Raw genomic sequence first — 20478 nt, 5'->3', positions numbered from 1 at the left:
GTAAGATTTATTTCCTTCGGGAAGTACGACGCTAGCGCAGCCTGACGAGACTGAATTTTAAAAAGCGAATCGATCAGGTCAATGGTTTAGCTATTCTGATCAATTTTACTGAGAAGCATCATCATATCGTCCTCCCATCTGATAGAGGGGTAAAAAACGATAATAAACTTCCAGGCAGAGAGTACTCAGTGTAGTCGAATAAAGGCGCCCTCCATAAGGTCCCCACGGAGGACGGGGGTCCCAGCTTCCAGCATTCGGGCCGTGCATGACTTGTTCTGAAATTAACAACTCTCGGAGGTCTTCATTCCATTCTCGCCAGGGATTGCCACCATATTGATACATGGCCAATGTTCCATAATACCAATAGTACAGATTATATTCTGAACGGCGCGGCGGACGTTCTGAGATAAACTTAATGGCTTCTGTACAGGATGGATTATCTCTTCTGATTCCCAGCATTTGTTTACAAAACAATGATTCGGCAGTCATCGCGGGAGTAGGAGGAGTTGATGGCTCAACCATGCGATAAGTAGCCAAACCATTATTTTTACCAAGGCTTCGTTCTTTTAAAAATTTGACCATCAGTTGCTTTGTGTCCGATGGAATTGGGATCCCGGCAATCTCTGCACTTTTCAGGGCCATCAATTGCCAGCCAAACATGCTCATATCGCTTTTCTGGCCTTTGACATATCGCCAACCACCGTCATAGGGGTTCTGATTTTCCACAATATAAGACACAGCACGAGCGATCGCTTCACGGAGTTTAGGGTTGGACTTGGGGTCATTTTGTAATCCATAGGCTTCGGCAAGCGAGTAAGTTGCCATCGCATGTGAATACATACGGGCATAATGCGTTGCGTCACCGCCAAGGAATCCATTAGGTCTTTGTTGATTGACCATCCATTGGATCGCGCGAGTGAGATTATCTGAGTATTGCCCTTCTTCTTGTGTATAGCCTGCCCCGAGAAAAGCCAGGATTGACAAAGCGGTTAAACCCGCGTCAGCCTGGGCTCCGGCGTTACGTCGGTCTATACCCTGTTCATCGATTCTGACTTTACCTGCCCCATAGCGATCTGCATCCCAGAAACCAGCTTGTTCCTGATGAGTCGCTAACCATTTCAAACTTGCTTCGACTGCTCTCTCAGATTCTTCAGTGCCACCAAATTTTTGGGCAATTTCTTTTCGTTTTGATAAATTTCTTAATCGATACGTTGCGGGGATATTTGCTTTTGTACGATTGGAAACTGCATTAAAATTAGGGCGAGATGCATTCGGCCGTAACCCCTCGCGATTGATTGCCAGAGGAAGACTGCTGCGATCTGCCAGAAGACGTTCAGAATTTGGATTCGCTTTGCCAGCTGGTGTTAGTGGCGCAGAACGTTTAAGTGTTCCCTCTGAGACGGAACGCATGGATCGGGATTTCCTTCTGGTGAATCTTGGCTCAATGGGCGCCACATTCGAGTTATTTGTAGAAGGATTAGTCGCTTCAACACCGGTCGTTTCCAGTTTCAGGTTCGATGGGGCAGGGCCGGTTCGCTTGCGAAGCAGATTATCCGAGGCTTTACGTTCCAACGTAGATTTAGGGTCAGATTGAGCACTCAAGGCAAGAGTTTTTTGTTCGTTACTAAATGTGGGTTGGATACGATCAACGGCTCCAGGACTTGATTGGCGCTCAAGCTTTTGATTCGTTTGCCCGGTGCGTATCATTTTGCTGCGTATATTTGAAGTTGAGGGAACAGAGACTTCCGAACGCGATTCAGCAGTTGTGTCAGTAATTTCAAGTGGTGCTTGGGACTGAATCCGCTTTTGACTCACACTTTGGACATTCACTTTAGATGGAGTGATCGGCAGGTCCGTTTTCGAGACAACGTCCGGCATCGGCATTTCGGAAATCTCCTGAGGTCGATCTTTTTCAGGAGGAGCCATCAAAGGTGAAAATTCCGGCCGGGTCAAATCAATTCGAGATAACTCCTGTTTTTCAGGAGTCGATATCTTTTCCCAAACGGGGGTATTTCCTGTCTGCTTGTTTTTTATGGTTTCAGTACTCTCAGCCAGGATTTGTTTTATTTCAATGTTTTCTTGATCGGGCTGGGTTTTGGCCAATGATTTCGGCGCGTAGTCAGGCCAGAAGGTTACAACTCCCAGTGATAAAGAAAGATGAACGATAATTGAAAAGAGAAGCGCCTTAGATGAGGCATTACTATCTCCCCAGCGCGTAACGAGCATCGACAGCAAATGAATTGAGGCAAAAATGGCGGCTAGGATCAATATGCCCCAAAGGATCTGGTCAAACGAAATATCGCGACCTGCCAGAACTCGTTCGATTAGATTATGAATTCGATCACTCATGTTGTTTATTCGTCTCTCAAACGATTGGCCAAAGAGACAGAACGTATTTTGACTCGGTGGCAAATCTCGAGAATATTCATCACGTTCTGATAAGGGCCGGTTGAATCACCCCGGATCACGACAGACTGACCTGGAAAATTTTGCTTTGCTGTTGCTAATGCAGATTCTAATTCTTCCAGAGATTTCTTTTCTCCATTAACAGTGATTTCTCCATCCTGTTGGACATTCACTATAATGTCGTCAGGCAGGTTGGTCAGTGGCTTTGCATCTGTAACAGTAGGGAGCTTAATATCGTATTGCCGCTCCATTTCTGTAAATTGAGTGCCGACCATAAAAAAAATGATGAGTAGAAAGACAATATCAATCATAGGTGTTAAATCGAGTTTTGGCTCTTCGACAGTACCCGTTTTTAACGGCATGATTCCATTCCTGATAGGGACGTTAGCAGTCTGATTTCTGGTCCGCTCTGCTTTTGGTGAAACACAGATTAGTAATTATACTCTATTCGAAGAGTTGTATCTGGTTCAACATCTGAATCTGGTCTCACCTTGCCTAAATTTCAGTACATTATAACACAATCCCAGGAGCAGCCGGTTGACTTTCATGATTGATTCCACGAGCCTGTCGTAGGCTTACCGGGTTTGTCAGGCATCACTACAGAGATCCAGTTCCCTGTTTCAGTCAAAAGTTCTTTAATATTCAGGCGTTAAGTGAAATGGCATCCAGGATCGTTGAAAGCACTGCTCCAAGCAGCATATCCTGTCCACCCGTGAATTCACTTTCGGAAAGTGAGGCCAGGGGAGTTCTGGAAAAAATATTTTTACTCGTTAATTCTCTGAGTCTCGATGCGCCTTTTGTGGGAGTCATCTGGCTTTGGTGCCTTTCTGCTGTCTACTCGAGCAGGATTGGATTCCACCATTATCTCATTTTATTCAGCGTTACCTGGTTAGCTTATGCGGGGGATCGTTTGCTGGATAGTATTCGAACGCCTGCTAAACCTTGTATGGCACCCCGCCATCTGTTCACATCAATGTATTTTAAACCTTTGATGTGTGCGTGGGGACTGGTTGCTGTTATTTCAATTCTATATCTCGGGCTTAATTTGGGAAGAACTGAAATTGTATGGGGTATGAGCTTATTGGCGTTATTATCAATTTATTATCTGTGTTGTTTTTATTTTCCTAATCTGGCAAGAGGATTGCTTCCCAGGGAAATGCTGGTTGGCATGTTTTTTTCCTCTGCCACACATTTTTTTGTACTCATACAACTTGCTGATTGGAATTACTATTACGTCTGGACTTTTAGTTGTTTTTTTGCTTTATGCAGTTTGAATTGCCTTTTGATTTCTCGTTGTGAATTTTTAACTGATCTGCAGTTAGGTGAGGTGACTTTTTTTACAAGACACCCTGATCGATTACATCGATTTCAGTCTATGCTGATGTGGTTTATTTGCTTACAGGTACTTGCCTGTGGTTGCGCAATGTTCATGCATCGGGTGCCGGTATTTGAACTGTCTCTCTTATCCAGTTCTGGATTGCTACTGGTCCTCGATCGTTGTCTGATCAGCCCACACTTGAAGCCTGTTTTAGCTGATTTGGCATTATTCACACCTTGGATTTTTATGAGCGTGACGACATGAATTTTAATCGAGTCGCGCCTTATTTTGAGCGACTGGAAAAAATCGTCTTCAACAAACAGATGCAACGCTGTAGGACTGCGTTCCTGACACACTTACCACCCGTGAAAAAAATTGTATTAGTGGGTGAGGGGAATGGTCAGTTTTTGCTTGAATTAATCCAACACACTGACTGTGAACAAATCCATTACATCGACTCCAGTCAGACCATGCTGGAATTGGCACGAAAACGCTTGCAGAGATTTTCTGAAGCTGCATCACGACGCGTGACATTTTACCTTTGTGATTTAACAGTCGAAGAAATGCCTGATCAGAATTATGATTTGGTTGTGACAAATTTCTTTTTGGATGTTTTTGATAAACAGCTACTCAACGAAATGGTCACGAAAATTGCAGAAGCTTGCGAAACGAATGCAGTTTGGCTATATGCAGATTTTCAGATCTCGGGTGGAATCTTTCAGAGGGTCAGAGCATTCACTTTGATTAAGATCATGTATATGTTTTTCAGATTCGTGGCACAGATTCAAACTCTGAGTCTCATTGATCCGTCTGAGATACTTGATCGACATGAGTTTCGATTAATAGAACTGATGGAATTTGACCGCGGTTTGATACGAGCTGAGTTGAGGCAGCGGGATTAATACATTAAATGAGATGCTAAGTTACTCAGATAATCGTTTGAGAAACGAAAAGTCGATCGTACATACTAATAGAAACACAACCTGAAAGAGTGCTGCAAGCCCTTCAATGTGAGTGTCCGTTACTTCGATATCATGATCTTCGAGCTTCCTCATGATCCAGTACATTAGGAATGCAGTAGCTAGAAGTGCCGGTGCTAAATAGCTCATTGAGGCCCATGTTCCCAACAGGAACAAAGGAATCAAAAATAAACTGCCATAACATAATTGTTTCTTGGTCAAAGGGCGCTTGGGGTTGATCCATCTCGCTGTTTCATCGTGTGAGACAGCAAAGCTGATTGAAAAAGGGATAATCCAGGTACCCATAGAAATCGAAATCAGGATCAGAACGCAGGGAGTGAGCAATGACATGGAATCAGAGAGAAGCTGATAAAACAGCGCCATGCGCAATAGCATAAAAACGATTGTTAGAACAAAAATATTTCCTGAAGAAGAAGGTGTTTTTTTTGAGGCTAGGAGTTCTCGACATTGAGGAATTGATTCAGGAACAAAAGTTCGAAGAAACACCAGCTCTATCGAGCCAACTAAGAGAATGGCGATTCCCAAAGGCCAAATGAACTGGACAAGGGCCAGCAGTAAAGTTAAGAGTAGCCCTAAGCTGAAGCCCGCTAATGGTAAAAGTAGGGTACTTCTTTTTTCAATTGCTTCTTTGCGGTCAGCTTGGAGAGGTACAAAAGAAATTCGAAGATACCGCTGTATTGCGACAAAATAAGCGACAATGTAATCGACCCAGTCTGTCACGTTTTGGTCAGATGGCCTGGAGTGGGGGTCGCCTTCCAAAGGACTTGAAGCATTCATGGCCTAATTGTCCTCGACTGATTGTGAATCTCTAAATAAATCTCTTGCATTGAAAGATAATAGTAGCTTGATTTCAACATTCTCTTCAGAATTTTACATTGCGCAAGAACAAGGCCCTCAATAATGAGGGCCTTGAAATGACTTTGACACAATCTTGCTTACTTTGTTGCGTAACGCAAATCCATCAGCATTTGCGTGATTCGAACAGCAGCTTCCTGCAGCTGATACTTTTCGCGCGTTTCGCATCGAGAAATTTTCTCGTGTACCTTGAACCAGCGTTCGAAAAGTTCAGAACTCTTGGTGCGAATGAGCGCCATCGAAACAGGTTGTGCTAAAATAATGCGATGGAGTTCGTGTGCAGTTTCCGAAAAATCACGAATCGCAGCCTGCGTTGATCGTCTAAAAGAAGGTGATTCTGTTGACAACCACTGTTCGGCGATGATGGAAAGCTGCGTACTCTGTGTTTCCAGTGATACAACAAGCTTCGCCAGGTCAATACTGTCAGATGGTTGTTCAATTCGCAGTGCAATTCGGAGTGCGTTAATTGAGTTATCTACTTTATCCAGCAACTGCAGTGCTGCCGGGCTCTCCACCGAGTGGAATAGAGCAGAGAAATCTTTCCAGGACTGTTCAATGTAAGTAAAAGAAGTGATTAAATCACTTGTTGATTCGTTGTGGTTGACTGTATCAATCAGGTTCTCTACTGTTCCGTAAAATTCGTCGGAGGTTGAGATGTAGTTTGCGGGGGGTAAACTGATCAGGAGACGTAGTGTCGCTCTACGATAAAATTCATCAACATCTCGCTTTAGTGATTCGGTCAAATGAGCAATTTCCTGAAGGTTGGCGCCGTCTTGAGGAAGCCAAAGCAGCTCTTGGATCGATCGATCTTGTTGAACCACTCGTTGGATTCCGCGGTTCAAGATTCGGTTGTGATAGGGACGCAAATGTGTGGCAAATGAATTCCAGGAGTCACGGAATGCCAGATACTCGCGTTTGATGGAATCATAACTTTGCCGATCAATAATCAGGTTTGAAACCTGTACCATTCTTTGTTCTACTTGTTGTCCCTCGCGGACCAGTTCATATCTTTTGGGCTCACGAGAGAGTTCAATTTCGATATCTTGCACTAAAATGCTCAGTGCATTCGCAAGGGCTGAGGTTTGTCTTAAGAGTTCTGTTCGTTTCAGTTGAGGGCCAGTTTGTAATAAGTTGCCTAGTTTACGATCTGACTCATTCATACTTGCAATCAAGTTTTTAGAATTTCGATCCAGGCCTCGTACTTGCTCTAACTGAAGTGAGACGACTCTCCACAATTGGTCAATCTCACCATATTCAGCGGCGATCAGATTTAAGTCGCTATTTCGACGAATTCTATCAGCAAGGATTGAAGATCGTGCTCTCACTTTAAGAACGTCAGCCATATACTCTCTAACCCCGGGTACTTGATACATAACTCGGTTAAGGCTAATTGCCAAAGCAGAGCTGTCTGCTGAGAACCTTTCTAGAGTGTCTTTTACCTCGTCAATGTTGACACGAGATGTGTTCAGTTGAGGAGTTGGAGGAAGATCCAAGCCTGAGGGCTTGTATTCCCTGTCGCGTGTTGCCAACTCTGATTTTTCCAACAAACGAAGCAGGTCGTTAACTAATTTGCTGTTGCTGTCGTTGGGGGATTGTGCAGGAGCGCTGATGCTGAAGCAGGTAATTGTTACCCCAAATATCATGAGTGTAATGATACGGCTTGGGGTGAAGGACAAGAAGCCCTTACGTTTTTTTTGATTCCAAGTAGTGTGGCTGGAGCGGGAATACATTCACACAATCCTTTCTCGTGAATTCTACGGCTTGATTAACCAATGTCTTCCATGGCGAACATTCTGTAGATTTTGATAACAGCATGAACACCAAATATTGACTGGTACTTATGGCCCGTTTTGATAGCAGACGCGTATTTGAAGATCTGATTCGCATATTGATGGGGAGCTGCACGACTTTCTTCATCAAGCAGCTACTAGCTGTAAAGCCCCCATCCCAGGCGGCGAAGTTTACAGGTTTTGTGATTTACGTCAAGACCATGCTTCGAAGGGGCTTTCTGTCTGAGCATTAACGGTGTCATCGAAATGAAAATACGAAGTTGCTGGAAACGATTCCGTTACAAATGTTGGACTGGGGTGCCTGTGGGTGTGTTGCGGTTGTGGGGTGAGTTTGACGATTATTTGGCGGTTTGGGAGCATTTAAGTGTAATCATAAAATGGACGGATGATTGTTTGATCCATTGTAAGTTTGGGGTCGTTTTCGGGTATGTTGTCAATGTTACACTCACTACGATGAGTGCCAGTTAGTATTGAGTGACACCAGAGACACTAAATGTCTTAATATATAAGGATATAGAGCAGGATTGAAAATATTGGCCATCGATTGGCACACTGAATGCTATGTATCTGTTTCAGCCACTTACTTATAACAAGATGACATCAATATGACTTTGAATAAGGAAGAATATTGGTGGTCAGCAATAACAGGAGAATTTGTGATGTTAGTTTTAACACGAAAACGGGATGAAGTAATTCAAATTGGTGACAATATCGTGATCAAGATTTTGAAAACGGGAAAAGGAGCCATCAAAATCGGGGTCGATGCTCCTGAGCACATTCGAGTAATTCGAGGCGAGCTGATTGAGGGAGAGAGCAAATCAGATGCGATTGATTCTGCGAGTTCGACTCAAATCGATCAGGCATTGAGTGCTCAATGTGCTTAAAAAACTAAAGTAGAACGGGACATATTATGTGCGCCGTTAATTATTTTCATTCAATAGTTTCCGTTAAGCCATCACAAAGGAAGTTGATGAGCCGGACTTTAGAGTCGCCTGGCGACTTATTTCGGAGGGGATCATGAACCGATCACAATTTAAAATTAGTCAAAACGAAACCATTAATTCAGCTCGTCTTGTTGTATGGGGAATGGTCATACTGATGACAGCTGTTTTCCTGTCTGGATGCACCACGCTTGCACATGCCGATGAGTACAATTCATATCGAGATGATTTCGACCATCGGTCTTACGATCGAAATAACAGTCGTTCAAGGGAAGATCTATTTCCTCCTTCCTATTCAAGGGATCGTCGTCATCAAAGGCAGCGCCCGGTTAGAGATGAATCAGGGGCAGATGATTATCAATCAAAATTAGAACGATTACTGTATGGAAATGACCAGCAGCTTGATCGTCTTCGAAACCGGTATGAAAACGAACATAGAGAAAGACAATCCTCATTTCCAAGGCGTCAAACTCCTGATACTTTTGAAGATGATTATGATAGCCAGAAATTAAGAGAGTTAATTCGGGAACTACGTCAGCGGTCTTTACCACAATATGATCGAGATCGGTACGAAACCAAATTTCCCAATCAAACTCCAATTGATCCGAATCAGGAATTGCGGAATAAATTATCGCAGCGATACTCCAATCCTTCGGTAATCGCGACTTTGCAGAATCTAGATACGCAAAGAGCATATTCATTTTACCTGGAAGTGAATCGGATGATTGATTCACGTCATGTTCAACCTCCTTCCTATGACGTGAGGACAAAGAAATCATTACAGAACCTGATTTTTGCGGTCGAAAATCAACAATTTATGAGTGTCAATCGTGTTTCAGCGTCACCCGAACGAGTTCAACTGGCGCAACGAAGTTGGCAACAATTGATGAACCAAAGTCCCGCCCGTAACGCTCAAGAAGCGGTAACGGTGTTGCGACAGGCAGCAGATATCGCGGGAAGTCAGCTGCAAATACAGGCAACTGCAGTCATTTATGAATTTGCCTATGGTTCATTAGAAGCACTTGATAAGCACTCACGCTTTGAATTTACCCCCAGTGTGTCAGGTCCTCGTGTGGATGCAGGTGGCAACAATATAGTGGGGGTAGGGGTACAACTGAAAACGCACCGGGAAGGAGCTGTTATCTTACGAACTCTCAAAGGTGGTTCCGCTGAGAAGGCGGGACTGCAACGTGGAGATGTGATTGTCGGAGCCAACCAACGGTCATTAAGGGGTCTCTCTCTTGATGAAGTGGCAAATTTGATCACCGGCCCTGCTGGTTCCACTGTTTCTCTAGATGTGCGTAGGGGAAATCGAGATGCAACAGTAAATCTCAGCCGTCAATCCATTCGTATTACGAACATAAGCGAAGTGAAAATGGTTGATGCACAACAAAAAATCGGCTTGATTCGATTAGAAAAATTTGGTGAAGGGGCGGTTCAGGAATTGGATCAGGCATTGTGGAGCCTGCATCGACAAGGTATGAAATCACTTGTGTTTGATTTACGTGGGAATCCGGGAGGTTTACTAACCGAAGCAATTTCGATCTCAAATCGATTTGTTCCAGCTGGTCAAATTGTTTCTACTCGGGGCCGAAACCAGGGCGATAATTCTGTGGAATCAGCCACTCATGCACAAACCTGGAAAATACCGCTCGTCGTGTTAGTTGACGGTGACAGTGCCAGTGCGAGTGAGATTTTTGCCGCTGCAGTTCAGGAGAATCGCCGTGGACTGATTATCGGTAGGAAAACCTATGGAAAAGGAACAGTTCAGACACACTTTCCATTACAATCCGTTTCTGGAACATTCTGGTTAACGACTGCCAAGTTTTATTCGCCAACAGGACGTGAAATGGCCGGAGCCGGGGTGACTCCTGATGTTCATGTCAACATGTCCGAAAGGGAATTGGAAGAAATCGGCCCTGTTGATCGGGACCTCGAAGCGGGGGTCAGTGCCATCTTAAGCCAAAAACCAAGCGAACTTGTAAACAATTTGCCAGCACGACAGCAGGTAAATCCAGCCCGATTTCAGTTTTCGGGTTAATTTCAACTCCTTTGTGAATCGAGTATTTGCTCGTTCCTGATAAAATCAAGACTCTCGTATTCGAACTGGTCTGATTTCAAGGCAATGTGCTTTTCCGGTTGCCCCGGGTATCAAGACTGGTATGATGCGAGAGTCTTTTTTTGGTTCGTTATGAGTTGAGTTTCGAAAAGAAAGTTCACGCCACAAGTCGATTAATTTCAGCTGTTTTAAAGACTAAAGATGAAGTGCAAAATTTCAAAGGATATCGGAGCAGGAGCCGATCTGATTCGAAAGGGAGAACTTGTTGCATTTGCGACAGAAACTGTATATGGCTTGGGAGCGAACGCGCTGAACCCTGAAGCCGTTGCCCGAATTTTTGAAGCCAAGCAAAGACCGCACTTCGATCCCTTGATCGTGCATATATCTGACATCAAGCATCTGGATGAGCTTACATTAGGATTCTCCGAGCAAGCAAAAAAACTGGCTGATCAGTTTTGGCCAGGCCCGCTTACGTTGGTCTTACCCAAGCGGAAGGTGATTCCAGATCTGGTCACGTCTGGTTTAGATTCGGTTGCCATCCGGATTCCAGCGCACCCTGTCGCCAGACAATTATTGGAAGCAGCTCAATTGCCTATTGCAGCCCCAAGTGCAAATAAATTTGGCTGCCTTAGTCCCACTCTGGCCAGTCATGTCGCTGAGCAACTGGGGGGTGAAATTGAACTCATCTTAGATGGAGGGGCATGTACAGTAGGAGTAGAGTCAACTGTCATTCAATGTATGGATGAGGTTCCTGTTTTACTCAGACCAGGCGGAATTTCGCAGGAAGAAATTGAAGCATGTGTCGGGCAAATTCGTCTTGCCCGGATTGAAGATCATGCAGAAGCAAACTCTCCCCAGAGTCCCGGCATGTTGCCAAAACACTATGCTCCACGTACCCCATTAATAATCGTCGATCAACTCAGTGATGTACCGCTGGAAGGACAAAAAGGGCTGCTGAGTTTATTCCCACTTGAAGAAACATTTTTAAAAAACCAGCAATTTTCTGTGCGAGAAATATTGTCTCCTTCGGGTGATCTCAAGATTGCCGCAGCAAGATTGTTTACCGCATTAAGAAATCTTGATGCAGCGGACATTGATTATATTATTGCGTTACGCATGCCAGAAAAAGGGTTAGGAAGAACCATCAATAATCGATTGGAACGCGCTGCTGCAAGCTGATCAGTGAAACGTTTCTACGTTTTGGTGAAACGCTGTGATGCACTCATGAATGGTTGCAAAGAATTGGTTACGATTAATTGGTTTAGTCGCATAGTTATTACAGCCTGCAGCCAGGCATTCTTCACGTGCTCCACTCATTGTGTGAGCAGTTAATGCAATGATTGGATGGTGATAGCCTTTCGATCGAAGTAATTTTGTCGCGGCGTACCCATCCAGTTCCGGCATCTGCATGTCCATTAATATGACATCAAATGGCTGATTATTTTCGGTTGCATCTAGAGCCAGATCGACGGCTCGTTTTCCATTTTCAGCGAGCGTCACTTTGCCGCCTGCTTTTGTCAGCAAAAAACGTATTAATTTTTGATTATCAAGACCGTCCTCAGCCAGTAAGATGTTATAGCTCATTTCAAAATCCGTTTTCTTGTTGGGATTCGCTAAGCTGTCATTCAATTCAGGCTTAAATGCTTGCTGGTCCACAAATTCGACATCGTGGATTTCTCCAATCTTGACAGACACAGTGAAGGTGGTCCCAGTTCCATAATCACTTTTAACGACTATTTCCCCTCCTAAAATATTGGTCAGTCGTTTGCAAATCGTTAACCCTAGTCCCGTCCCTCCATATTTACGTGTTGTTGAAGAGTCCGCTTGTACAAAAGGCTGGAATAATCGTGAGAGTTGCTCTTCTGTCATCCCGATTCCAGTATCAATGACATCGAACTGTAGGCTGGGAGCTTCAGAATCAAGATCGGTTGCCCTGATAACCAGTTGAACGCTTCCCTGTTTGGTAAATTTAATGGCATTACTTAACAGATTTATCAAAATCTGACGGAGTCGAATGGGATCACTTTGAATCCAACTCGGAATTTTTCCTTCGACGATGACGCTCAGGTCTAGTCCTTTATCAAGGGCTCGGATTTCCATGAGCGTTTTAACATCTTCAATCAATTCGATCAGGGAGCATTGAATAGCCTCAACGTCGAGCTTATCTGCCTCAATTTTAGATACATCGAGAATATCATTAATCAGTTCAAGTAGATACTCCCCATTCTTTTTAATGGTATCGATATGACGCACCGTTTCCGGATCATGGTTTTTTTGACGCATGATTTCTGCAAAGCCAAGGATGGCAGTCATGGGGGTGCGAATTTCATGACTCATATTTGCGAGAAAGGCGCTTTTGATGTGACTGGCTTTTTCAGCTTCCTGATGAGCAATGACAAGGTCTTCAACCATATGGTTAAATGCATCAGCTAAACGTCCTATTTCGTCTTGCGAATCTACCTGGATACGATGTTCTACATTACCGGCAGCGATCAGTTCTACGCCGTCTGAGAGCTCTAAAATCGGAGCCACAATCCCACGCGATATAATCCAGACTGAAAACAGACCAAAGATGGTCCCGATAATCGCTAAAATACTGATCACTATTTTTGCGGATTGAATTGATGAATCTGCATCATGAGTCGCGATCACTGTATTTGCATGAATTAGTGGATGAATCTGATTATGGAGCAGGTCATTAATCGCATCAAGGTTTTGCTCAAATTTTCCAAGGAGCTGGTCAATGTCATCTGTGATGTTTACAACCTGATTTCCATAGGAAGTCGCCTTCGCAAATTCCAAATCAATTTCTTTGATTCGTTGTCTTTCAACATGATTCGAAATGGCTTCCAGATATTTGCCTTCAAAAATTTTGAATTTTTGTTCTGCTTCAAAGATACGAGATAATAAACTTTGATTTCGTTTAACGATATATTCCTCAATCGAACCAAAAGCGATATTCAAATATTTCTCCATATTATGAGAAGCATTTGCTTTTTTGAGTCCATCATCTGAATGATCATCGTTGGATTTCACACGCTCATGATCAATAAGTTGATTAATGTGGTTGACGTGATTCACAAATACTTTTAGTGCAGCATCTCGATGGTCAGCTAAACGAATAATTGAGGCAGACATTTGATTGTAGTCTGAGTATCTCACGGCAATTTTATTACTTAAGATTCGTTCCTTATCCGAATTAGCGAGTTTTTGGTATCGCGAATAGTTTTCAACAAAACCATCACGGGAAGAGATTAATTTTGAAAGATGTTTTTGATTCCTGTCTCGCACATAATCAAGCACTGCTCTCGCAATTTCCCCCGCTTTGATCTCCATTTCAAGGATTGATTCTTCCAGCGGTTCTTCAACATTTACGAGTTGTGAAATATCTTGATTGATCTTGGAGAATTGAAATAGGGTGACTATTCCGCTGACGACTTGTACTAATACCAATAAGCCAATAGCGACTTTAAGCCTGTCTCCAATGGGCCATTTCCTCAATTTCGTTGCAATTCGTGCATATAGCGTCTGTTTCTGCATGGATTTCTTGCTGCGTCGGCTCTGGATGATCGGCTGATGTGAAAAATGAAGTGGGAGAAGCTTCATTAACTAATAATTAAGTGGTGAATAACGGACCAAACGTCATTTGGCTATGAAGGCATATACCTCCAGTAAACTGTATCTTGAAAATGAAATTATGAGGTGAGTAGATAGGATTATCGTTTCAAGATTATGAGATTGGTTTTTATTCAATGAGGAAGGTAGGGGTTGCAGCGGAAACATCAGGCGGGTGGATTTTGATGATGGTGGGGAATGGTTTTGAGGACGGGCTCTCAGATGGAATTGTCGATTCTTAGAGTGGTATGTTTCCTGTCTAGAGGTCGATCAGTGACCTGGAAATAAAAACGCCAGCACCGTTCAGAGGGGGGTGAACGATACTGGCGATCAACAAAAATCTGGTTTTCTAATTGAAAAGCTGCAGCGATCTAGAACTACTCTTTCAATTCGGCAAGGGTGAAATCTAAGTAGAAGATCGGATTTGCTTCACTTCCAACCAGATAGATTCAAAGCTGCTTTCTCTTGAGAGGTAACATAGTCGTGAATCTGATAATTTCTGGCTAGCACTAAATAAGAAACAGCCTTTATCAGGTCATTTTACAGTATCGTACTTCTCTTGAGCAAAACCATAGAAGAATCGACAAATCGACTGTTGGAGCGATTTATCGAAATTCCCTGATCATCACAAGCCTGTCGATTGTGACGGTATTTCGGTCGGAGAGGTTACAGGCTGAGAATAACGTTCTGCTTGCTTAAATGATTAAGCGCGAACCAGGCACTGCGACTTGATTTCTGCTGCAATTTCGGACAGGGGAAGCACTTTATCTGCTATACCTGCACAGGCGACTGCAGCTGGCATACCCCATACCACGCTAGACGCCTCATCTTGAGCGATGATCGTTCCACCGGCACGAGCAATGTCGTGGCTACCTTCGATGCCATCTTCACCCATTCCGGTCAGCATCACGGCCAAAGTTGAATTACCAAAATGCTCAGCAGCCGACCTGAATAATGGATTAACAGAAGGCCTGCAAAAATGTTCTGGAGGATCCTGGTTAATCAAAGTAACTTTTTGACCATTTTTTTCGCCAATCAGAAGATGGCTGCCGCCGGGAGCTACATACGTTTTATGAGATTCCAGAGGATCGTTGTGTATTGCTTCAACACATGTACGACCACTATCTTTCTGGATATGTTGTGCCAAAATTTCAGTAAATCCCGGCGGCATATGTTGTACAATCAGAATTGGTATTGGGAAATCTACAGGAATTTGTGGTAATAGCTCAGCAAGTGCTTTAGGTCCACCTGTACTTGTACCAATTACTAAAACTTCAGGTTGTTTGAAAAACTTGATGTTTTTAGTAAATAAACGATTAGCTGAGGAGTTTGGTTGGGGAGCTTGTGTCTGATGACTGGTTGGGTTTGGAGTTGCAGGATGAGTCTGAGTAGAGGGCGAGCTATTTTTCGCACTCACGGCTTTGATCATCATCACCAGTTCTCGGGAGAGTACACGAATGCTTTCTGCAGCACTAGCAGTTTGAGGTTTCGCAACGCAGCCGACAGCGCCGAGTGACAATGCCTTTACTGTCGTTTCCGCTCCTTTACTGGTCAATCCACTGGCCATGATGACTGGGATAGCAGGGAAATCTTTCTGGATCTTTTGTAAGGCAGTGAGTCCATCCATGACAGGCATTTCGACGTCGAGAATTACGACATCAACTGGATTCGAGGCCATCCAGCTCAGCGCACGTTCCCCATTCATTGCAGTTCCCGCAACGATAATCTCAGGCTCTTGCTCGAGTGACTTTGAAATCAAACCTCGAATGACAGCTGAATCATCAACGATTAAGACGCGAATGGGATTAGGGGTCATGGCTTTACTTCCCTGTGAGAATAACACAATAGGATTTAATTAATTGTTCAACTTGAAGAAGAATCACGAATTAACACTTAGGGGCTCTATTGATTACAATAGGTCAAGAATTATCAGTACCGCAGATTGGAAGCTATTTTTTGAAATGAAAAAGCAGACTGTTTTTAGAATAATATGCTTATCCGTTATAATTGGCTCGTCAGGTTGTCTGTGATTGATAATCAAATGTATTTATTTAGTGTATTAAGCAGATAAATCCCTCCAAGGAAACACAAATGCCCGTCCATCCTCAAGTGGCCCAATACCTCGAAGAAATAGCAAAAGTTGACTTACCTTCATTCGAAGAGATGACCCCAGAAATTATCAGGTCGACGCTTTCTCCGTCACCAGAGCCTCATCTTCCTGCTAAAAAAATTGATGACCTCAAACTTCCAGTCAATGGGACAGAGATACCGGTTCGAATATACACACCTGGAGCGAGCCAGGAGAACTCTTCAGAGGCATTTCCCGCACTGGTCTATTTTCACGGTGGTGGTTGGGTGATGGGAACATTGGATGCTTATGATGGTCTGTGTCAGGATCTGGCAGGCACTGCTAGCTGTAAAGTGATTTCTGTTGATTATCGTATGGCGCCAGAACATCCTTACCCAGTGCCATTTGAGGATGCCTATTCAGCTACGGAATGGATTGTAAGCCATGCAGGTGATTTAGAAATCGATCCGACGAGAATTGCTGTTGGCGGTGATAGTGCAGGGGGAAATCTGGCGACAGCAGTAGCAATTAGAGCCAGACAATCGAACATTCTGAATCTCATCTATCAAATGCTGGTTTATCCGGTAACGAATTATCAGTTTGATACAGAATCATACCAGAAATATGGGATTGACTACTTTCTTACCAAACGTGCCATGGAATGGTTCTGGGACCAATATCTTCCGCACGAGTCTGCCGGCCGCGAGGTTTATGCATCTCCGCTCCGTTCCAAAGATTTGAGTCGTTTGCCTGATGCGATAGTAATCACGGCAGGCTATGATCCTCTGTATTCTGAAGCAGTCCAGTACGTCGAACTCATGCGTCGATCAGGAGTTGACGTTGCACACATAAATTATGAAGACATGATTCATGGCTTCTTTCGACGTTCTGATTTATATGATCGGGCATTTGAAGCAGTTCAACTAGCGGGACAGTATTTAAGGAAGGCTTTTACTGGAACATAACTCAAAAGAAAGCTCGTTTATTCTTCAGCAGCAATTTGTTGTAAGCGGTTTGCAATCAAAATTTGCAGGAGAAAACAGCTCAACAAGCTCAAATAGAATACGGGTAAAATAATTCCAGTCTCACCAATCGCCACATGGAACAGCAAAAAAAGAATTTGCATGAAAGGTGTTGCACAAGCTTCAACCAGGATGATCGTGCCAATAGCAAAGGCAAGTGCCCCCCATCGGACGATGATTGAGTAGTAAGCTAATAAATGTAGGAAAACAACGAATTGAATACCAATTAAGAGTAAGAGTGAATTAAAACCAGAATTATAAAAATTAGTAAGACTATCTGGTGCAATCAGGATCACTAAGCCAAGCGCCATGCAAACAGGAAAGAGCGCCATCATGCAACCGGCTATTTTTTCATAGACGATTCGAAGTAATGAATGCGGTAGAATTGTGATTAATGGGAGCATTTTCAGTTTACGTTCTTCGCGGAACATACGAGAGGTATAGATGGTGCACTCTATGACTAAACCGATCAGCATTAATAATAGAGAGGCATTCAATAACTCATTCCAGGAGAATGGAAAAATGAAACTCACATCTGAGTACTGATCTAATAATAATCCTCCTCCCACAACCCAGAAGATCACCAAGGAGTATAAGATTAACTTGATGATCAGGGCTTTTTTGCCTCCAGTTACAAAGTGGTATTCTTTCCAGACAAATGCTAGTTTATCGGGTCTGGATTTTCTGATATTCCGTTTACGGCTCAGCCGCTTTTTTCTGATATTTTCTGCCTGATCAGCCACGGTACAACGTTCAAAAATCAACCAGGCAGTCAGAAAAAAGAACATACCCATCAACAAATTGCTGATGACTTGTGTGCTGAATACCGTTTCCGAGTAGCCTGTACTCAGAATGGTATTAATGCGTTCGACTACCGATATATCATGAGCGATTTCCTGGTAAGCTTTGATACTACGCGGAATCAGTTCGTTTGCTGCAAGATATCCGCGCGACTGAAGGTTTACCGATATTTTTGTTAAAATGTCAGGAGAGAAGAATAAAATTAATAAGCCGATTAGTACAAGTGCTATCGCTTCTCCTGAACGCCTGGCATAAACAGAACAGAGCAATGAAAAGTTAGCGACCAGAATGATATAAGAAATTATCGCTGCCGTTGCGGCACAAATTTGCAGTGAAGTGATTCCTCCTAAAGCGATTGCAAGCATTAAAAACGGAAGTTGACTGATTAAGAGCAATATTACCCTTAACGCTCTAACTGTCGATTTCCCCAAGAGTAGCCCCAGTGAATCAATACCGGCTAACTTGAGCAACGGAAGAGTCTCTTCTTCTTTTTCTTCCGTAATTGCAGTTGAGAAGAAACCGATGCCGGTTAATGTGACCAACCAGAAATTAAGCCACACAATTTTAGTGAAAAAATCGAGTCCAGGTGAACCGATGCGCGAACTGGTTAGCCACGATGAAAACAAAATTATGAATACAACGGCGACGCAGATGAAGCGGAAGACGTGTGTTCTTTTGAGACGAATGTCTTTCTTTAATGCAAAACCCGCAAAAATCAATGATCCCCGAAACATTCCAGGCAACTTTCAAGGTGGTAAGAAAAGGTTCAATCAGTCTGGTCGGAAAATGGAACTTCAAGTGAATATAGTACCAGCCCATTCTTTCGCGAAATTTCAGGTGTTTTCGGAAATAGATTATCTGGGGTTTTACTTAGAACAAACAGCCTTCCACGATTGTCAGGATAACGATATCTGCGATTGATTTCTTTGGCTGACAACCGCATCGCACGTTGCAGTAAGATTGGAAAAAACTTCTTTAAGGCAAAATTATTTTTCTGGTGTTTGGGATTGATAAAAGGAAAAAGCCTGTTTGGCCTGAAATAATTAATCTCCAGAAGTGGGTTTGTATTGAGTATGGAGAAAAGATTTTTGGAAGTACCTTGATATTCCAAACGCTCATTTTCCTTCTTTAATTCATACAATTTTGCACCAAACAGAAAATAGACCTGTTCTACCTGAAGTGGGAAATTGTTATCAATCTCTAATGAAATCTTCTCCACTCCCGTTTCATTTTTTAGAAACGTACTGACCTTCACATCGAAGCTGGTTTCTAGTGTCTTCCCTCGGTGGAAGACGGCACAGGAAGAATTTGGCGGAATATCAACCTGCATATACCCTTCAGCGCCGCAGGTAACAATACCGTTGACTTTCGAATAGGGCTGACATGCCGAGTATATGTGTGCGTCTCCAGTGTACGTGATATTAAAATTTCCTCCCGATACCACTCCCAGACTCGCCCAAGAGGTGAGATCAATTTCGTTATCAGGCATGATATTTGCGACAACCAAAGAGTGAATTTGAGACGTGCGGTTTGTGCTGTAATGACCAATCAATAAGAAAGTTAAACAGAACAAGATCGTACCAGTCAGATAAACTCCATAATAAGTAGAATGTTTCTTTGAGAGTTTTGTGACTAAATAATATCCCGGACCAGCAACAATCAAGTAAAAAAATGAGAGTAAGAAAATGAAGTACCAAATTTGTTTGGGCTTACTGATCTCGGTCAACGTCGCAAGAATTTCTTCGTCACTGGCCATTGAAAAATATGTCAAAGCTTCCGAGACTTTTATATTTTTAGAATCGACAGCCTGAGAAGAGGTATTCTCTTCTGTATTGGAGAGTAGTGTGGAAACGCGAGTATTTCCGGCCATCAATTGCTTCAGATCCGATGCGGTAAGATCACTCAGTTTATCTTGATAGCGGTAAACGGCCCCATTTCCATAAAAAACAGGAGTTGAGATTCCATTTAAGGGAGAATACGATTCCGGGAATATTGGAAGGTCCCCATTCGAATTTTCAAATACGTGAACAATTCCACCAGCAAAGATCCATTGCAGGAAAGTTGTTCTGCGCGATTTTTCCCATTTGGGGACATGGTCCAGAATAATCCCATCTAATGAGTCGACAGCACCCAGTAATGGAGGGAATAGATCTTCGGGGTATTGTTTGATGCCGGGAATAATTCGGTCCAGGCTGTCTGGTTGGACTAACTGGATGAGGGCATTGTCAGTTGCAGGACGAGGCGCTAGAAATAACTGAGTTTGTTGATCGTTATTCTCTTCCCAGCTGGCTTCCCAATTATTTGCAGATTCTGTGATATACGGATAAAACTGCAACGATTTTTTTTCAAATGGTGCAATATAAGTTGCCGCTGACAGAGTAATACCGATTCGCTGACCACGAAATGATTCTTGTTGAAATTTGATTTCACCTTCAAATGGTGTTGGCGAGGTGTTTTCAACTAGAAGCGTGACGGGATTAATTTTATAAGCAACGGGCCGATTGTTGAATCCCCATCGGATGTTATGTATTTCAATGGCCTCTACGAATTGAGGAAAAACAAAGCTGACCACTGAGAAATAGATGATCCATTTCAGTTTGAAATTTCGCGTCTTTATTTTCAT

Annotated in this window: 14 protein-coding genes; 6 read left to right on the top strand and 8 right to left on the bottom strand. The window is 43.2% G+C overall.

Annotated elements, in window-relative coordinates; genetic code table 11:
• Positions 1–105: 105 nt before the first annotated feature.
• Positions 106–2349 carry a prenyltransferase/squalene oxidase repeat-containing protein gene (locus Pan241w_RS28305; protein WP_145222759.1) on the bottom strand — a complete coding sequence of 748 codons (2244 nt, stop codon included), beginning with the start codon at positions 2347–2349 and terminating at the stop codon, positions 106–108.
• Between the two features lie 5 nt (positions 2350–2354).
• Positions 2355–2768 carry an ExbD/TolR family protein gene (locus Pan241w_RS28300; RefSeq protein ID WP_145222757.1) on the bottom strand — a complete coding sequence of 138 codons (414 nt, stop codon included), beginning with the start codon at positions 2766–2768 and terminating at the stop codon, positions 2355–2357.
• Positions 2769–3064: 296 nt separating this feature from the next.
• Here Pan241w_RS28300 and Pan241w_RS28295 point away from each other — a divergent pair, with 296 nt between their 5' ends.
• Both Pan241w_RS28295 and Pan241w_RS28290 read left to right on the top strand, forming a co-directional pair.
• Positions 3065–3988, top strand: a complete 924-nt coding sequence (locus Pan241w_RS28295; RefSeq protein WP_145222755.1) for a hypothetical protein — start codon at positions 3065–3067, stop codon at positions 3986–3988.
• Positions 3985–4626, top strand: a complete 642-nt coding sequence (locus Pan241w_RS28290) for a class I SAM-dependent methyltransferase (protein ID WP_145222753.1) — start codon at positions 3985–3987, stop codon at positions 4624–4626. The genes Pan241w_RS28295 and Pan241w_RS28290 overlap by 4 nt, the downstream gene beginning before the upstream one ends.
• Before the next feature lie 21 nt (positions 4627–4647).
• On the opposite strand, the gene Pan241w_RS28285 is transcribed toward Pan241w_RS28290, so the two are convergent.
• Positions 4648–5481 carry a hypothetical protein gene (locus Pan241w_RS28285; RefSeq protein ID WP_145222751.1) on the bottom strand — a complete coding sequence of 278 codons (834 nt, stop codon included), beginning with the start codon at positions 5479–5481 and terminating at the stop codon, positions 4648–4650.
• A gap of 158 nt (positions 5482–5639) precedes the next feature.
• A complete protein-coding gene (locus Pan241w_RS28280; RefSeq protein ID WP_145222749.1) occupies positions 5640–7289 on the bottom strand; it encodes a hypothetical protein in 1650 nt (549 codons plus the stop codon).
• A gap of 719 nt (positions 7290–8008) precedes the next feature.
• Between Pan241w_RS28280 and Pan241w_RS28275 the strand changes: the two genes are divergently transcribed.
• The 3 genes from Pan241w_RS28275 to Pan241w_RS28265 all read left to right on the top strand — a co-directional run bounded on the left by Pan241w_RS28275 (position 8009) and on the right by Pan241w_RS28265 (position 11528).
• Positions 8009–8233: a carbon storage regulator gene (locus Pan241w_RS28275; RefSeq protein WP_145222747.1), complete on the top strand. Its 225-nt coding sequence runs from the start codon at positions 8009–8011 to the stop codon at positions 8231–8233.
• Positions 8234–8366: 133 nt separating this feature from the next.
• Entirely contained in the window at positions 8367–10331 is a 1965-nt protein-coding gene (locus Pan241w_RS28270) for a S41 family peptidase (RefSeq protein WP_145222745.1), read from the top strand.
• Between the two features lie 219 nt (positions 10332–10550).
• Complete coding sequence (locus Pan241w_RS28265; RefSeq protein WP_145222743.1) at positions 10551–11528, top strand: L-threonylcarbamoyladenylate synthase; 978 nt, start codon at positions 10551–10553, stop codon at positions 11526–11528.
• Here the strand turns inward: Pan241w_RS28265 and Pan241w_RS28260 are convergent, their stop codons facing one another.
• Together Pan241w_RS28260 and Pan241w_RS28255 are read right to left on the bottom strand one after the other, a co-directional pair.
• Positions 11529–13889, bottom strand: a complete 2361-nt coding sequence (locus tag Pan241w_RS28260) for an ATP-binding protein (protein WP_198000209.1) — start codon at positions 13887–13889, stop codon at positions 11529–11531.
• A gap of 778 nt (positions 13890–14667) precedes the next feature.
• Positions 14668–15780: a protein-glutamate methylesterase/protein-glutamine glutaminase gene (locus Pan241w_RS28255; RefSeq protein WP_145222739.1), complete on the bottom strand. Its 1113-nt coding sequence runs from the start codon at positions 15778–15780 to the stop codon at positions 14668–14670.
• A 275-nt stretch (positions 15781–16055) separates the two neighbouring features.
• Here Pan241w_RS28255 and Pan241w_RS28250 point away from each other — a divergent pair, with 275 nt between their 5' ends.
• On the top strand, positions 16056–16997 hold the full coding sequence (locus Pan241w_RS28250) for an alpha/beta hydrolase (RefSeq protein ID WP_145222737.1): 942 nt from the start codon (positions 16056–16058) through the stop codon (positions 16995–16997).
• 17 nt (positions 16998–17014) lie between these two features.
• Here the strand turns inward: Pan241w_RS28250 and Pan241w_RS28245 are convergent, their stop codons facing one another.
• On the bottom strand, positions 17015–18589 hold the full coding sequence (locus Pan241w_RS28245) for a hypothetical protein (RefSeq protein ID WP_145222735.1): 1575 nt from the start codon (positions 18587–18589) through the stop codon (positions 17015–17017).
• A 32-nt stretch (positions 18590–18621) separates the two neighbouring features.
• Positions 18622–20478 (bottom strand): hypothetical protein, encoded by a 1857-nt coding sequence (locus Pan241w_RS28240; protein ID WP_145222733.1) that lies wholly within the window; start codon positions 20476–20478, stop codon positions 18622–18624.

The organism is Gimesia alba, from assembly GCF_007744675.1.
Lineage (GTDB): Bacteria > Planctomycetota > Planctomycetia > Planctomycetales > Planctomycetaceae > Gimesia > Gimesia alba.
Note: the sequence above shows the minus strand (reverse complement) of the source record. Positions and strands in the feature narration are given on the sequence as shown.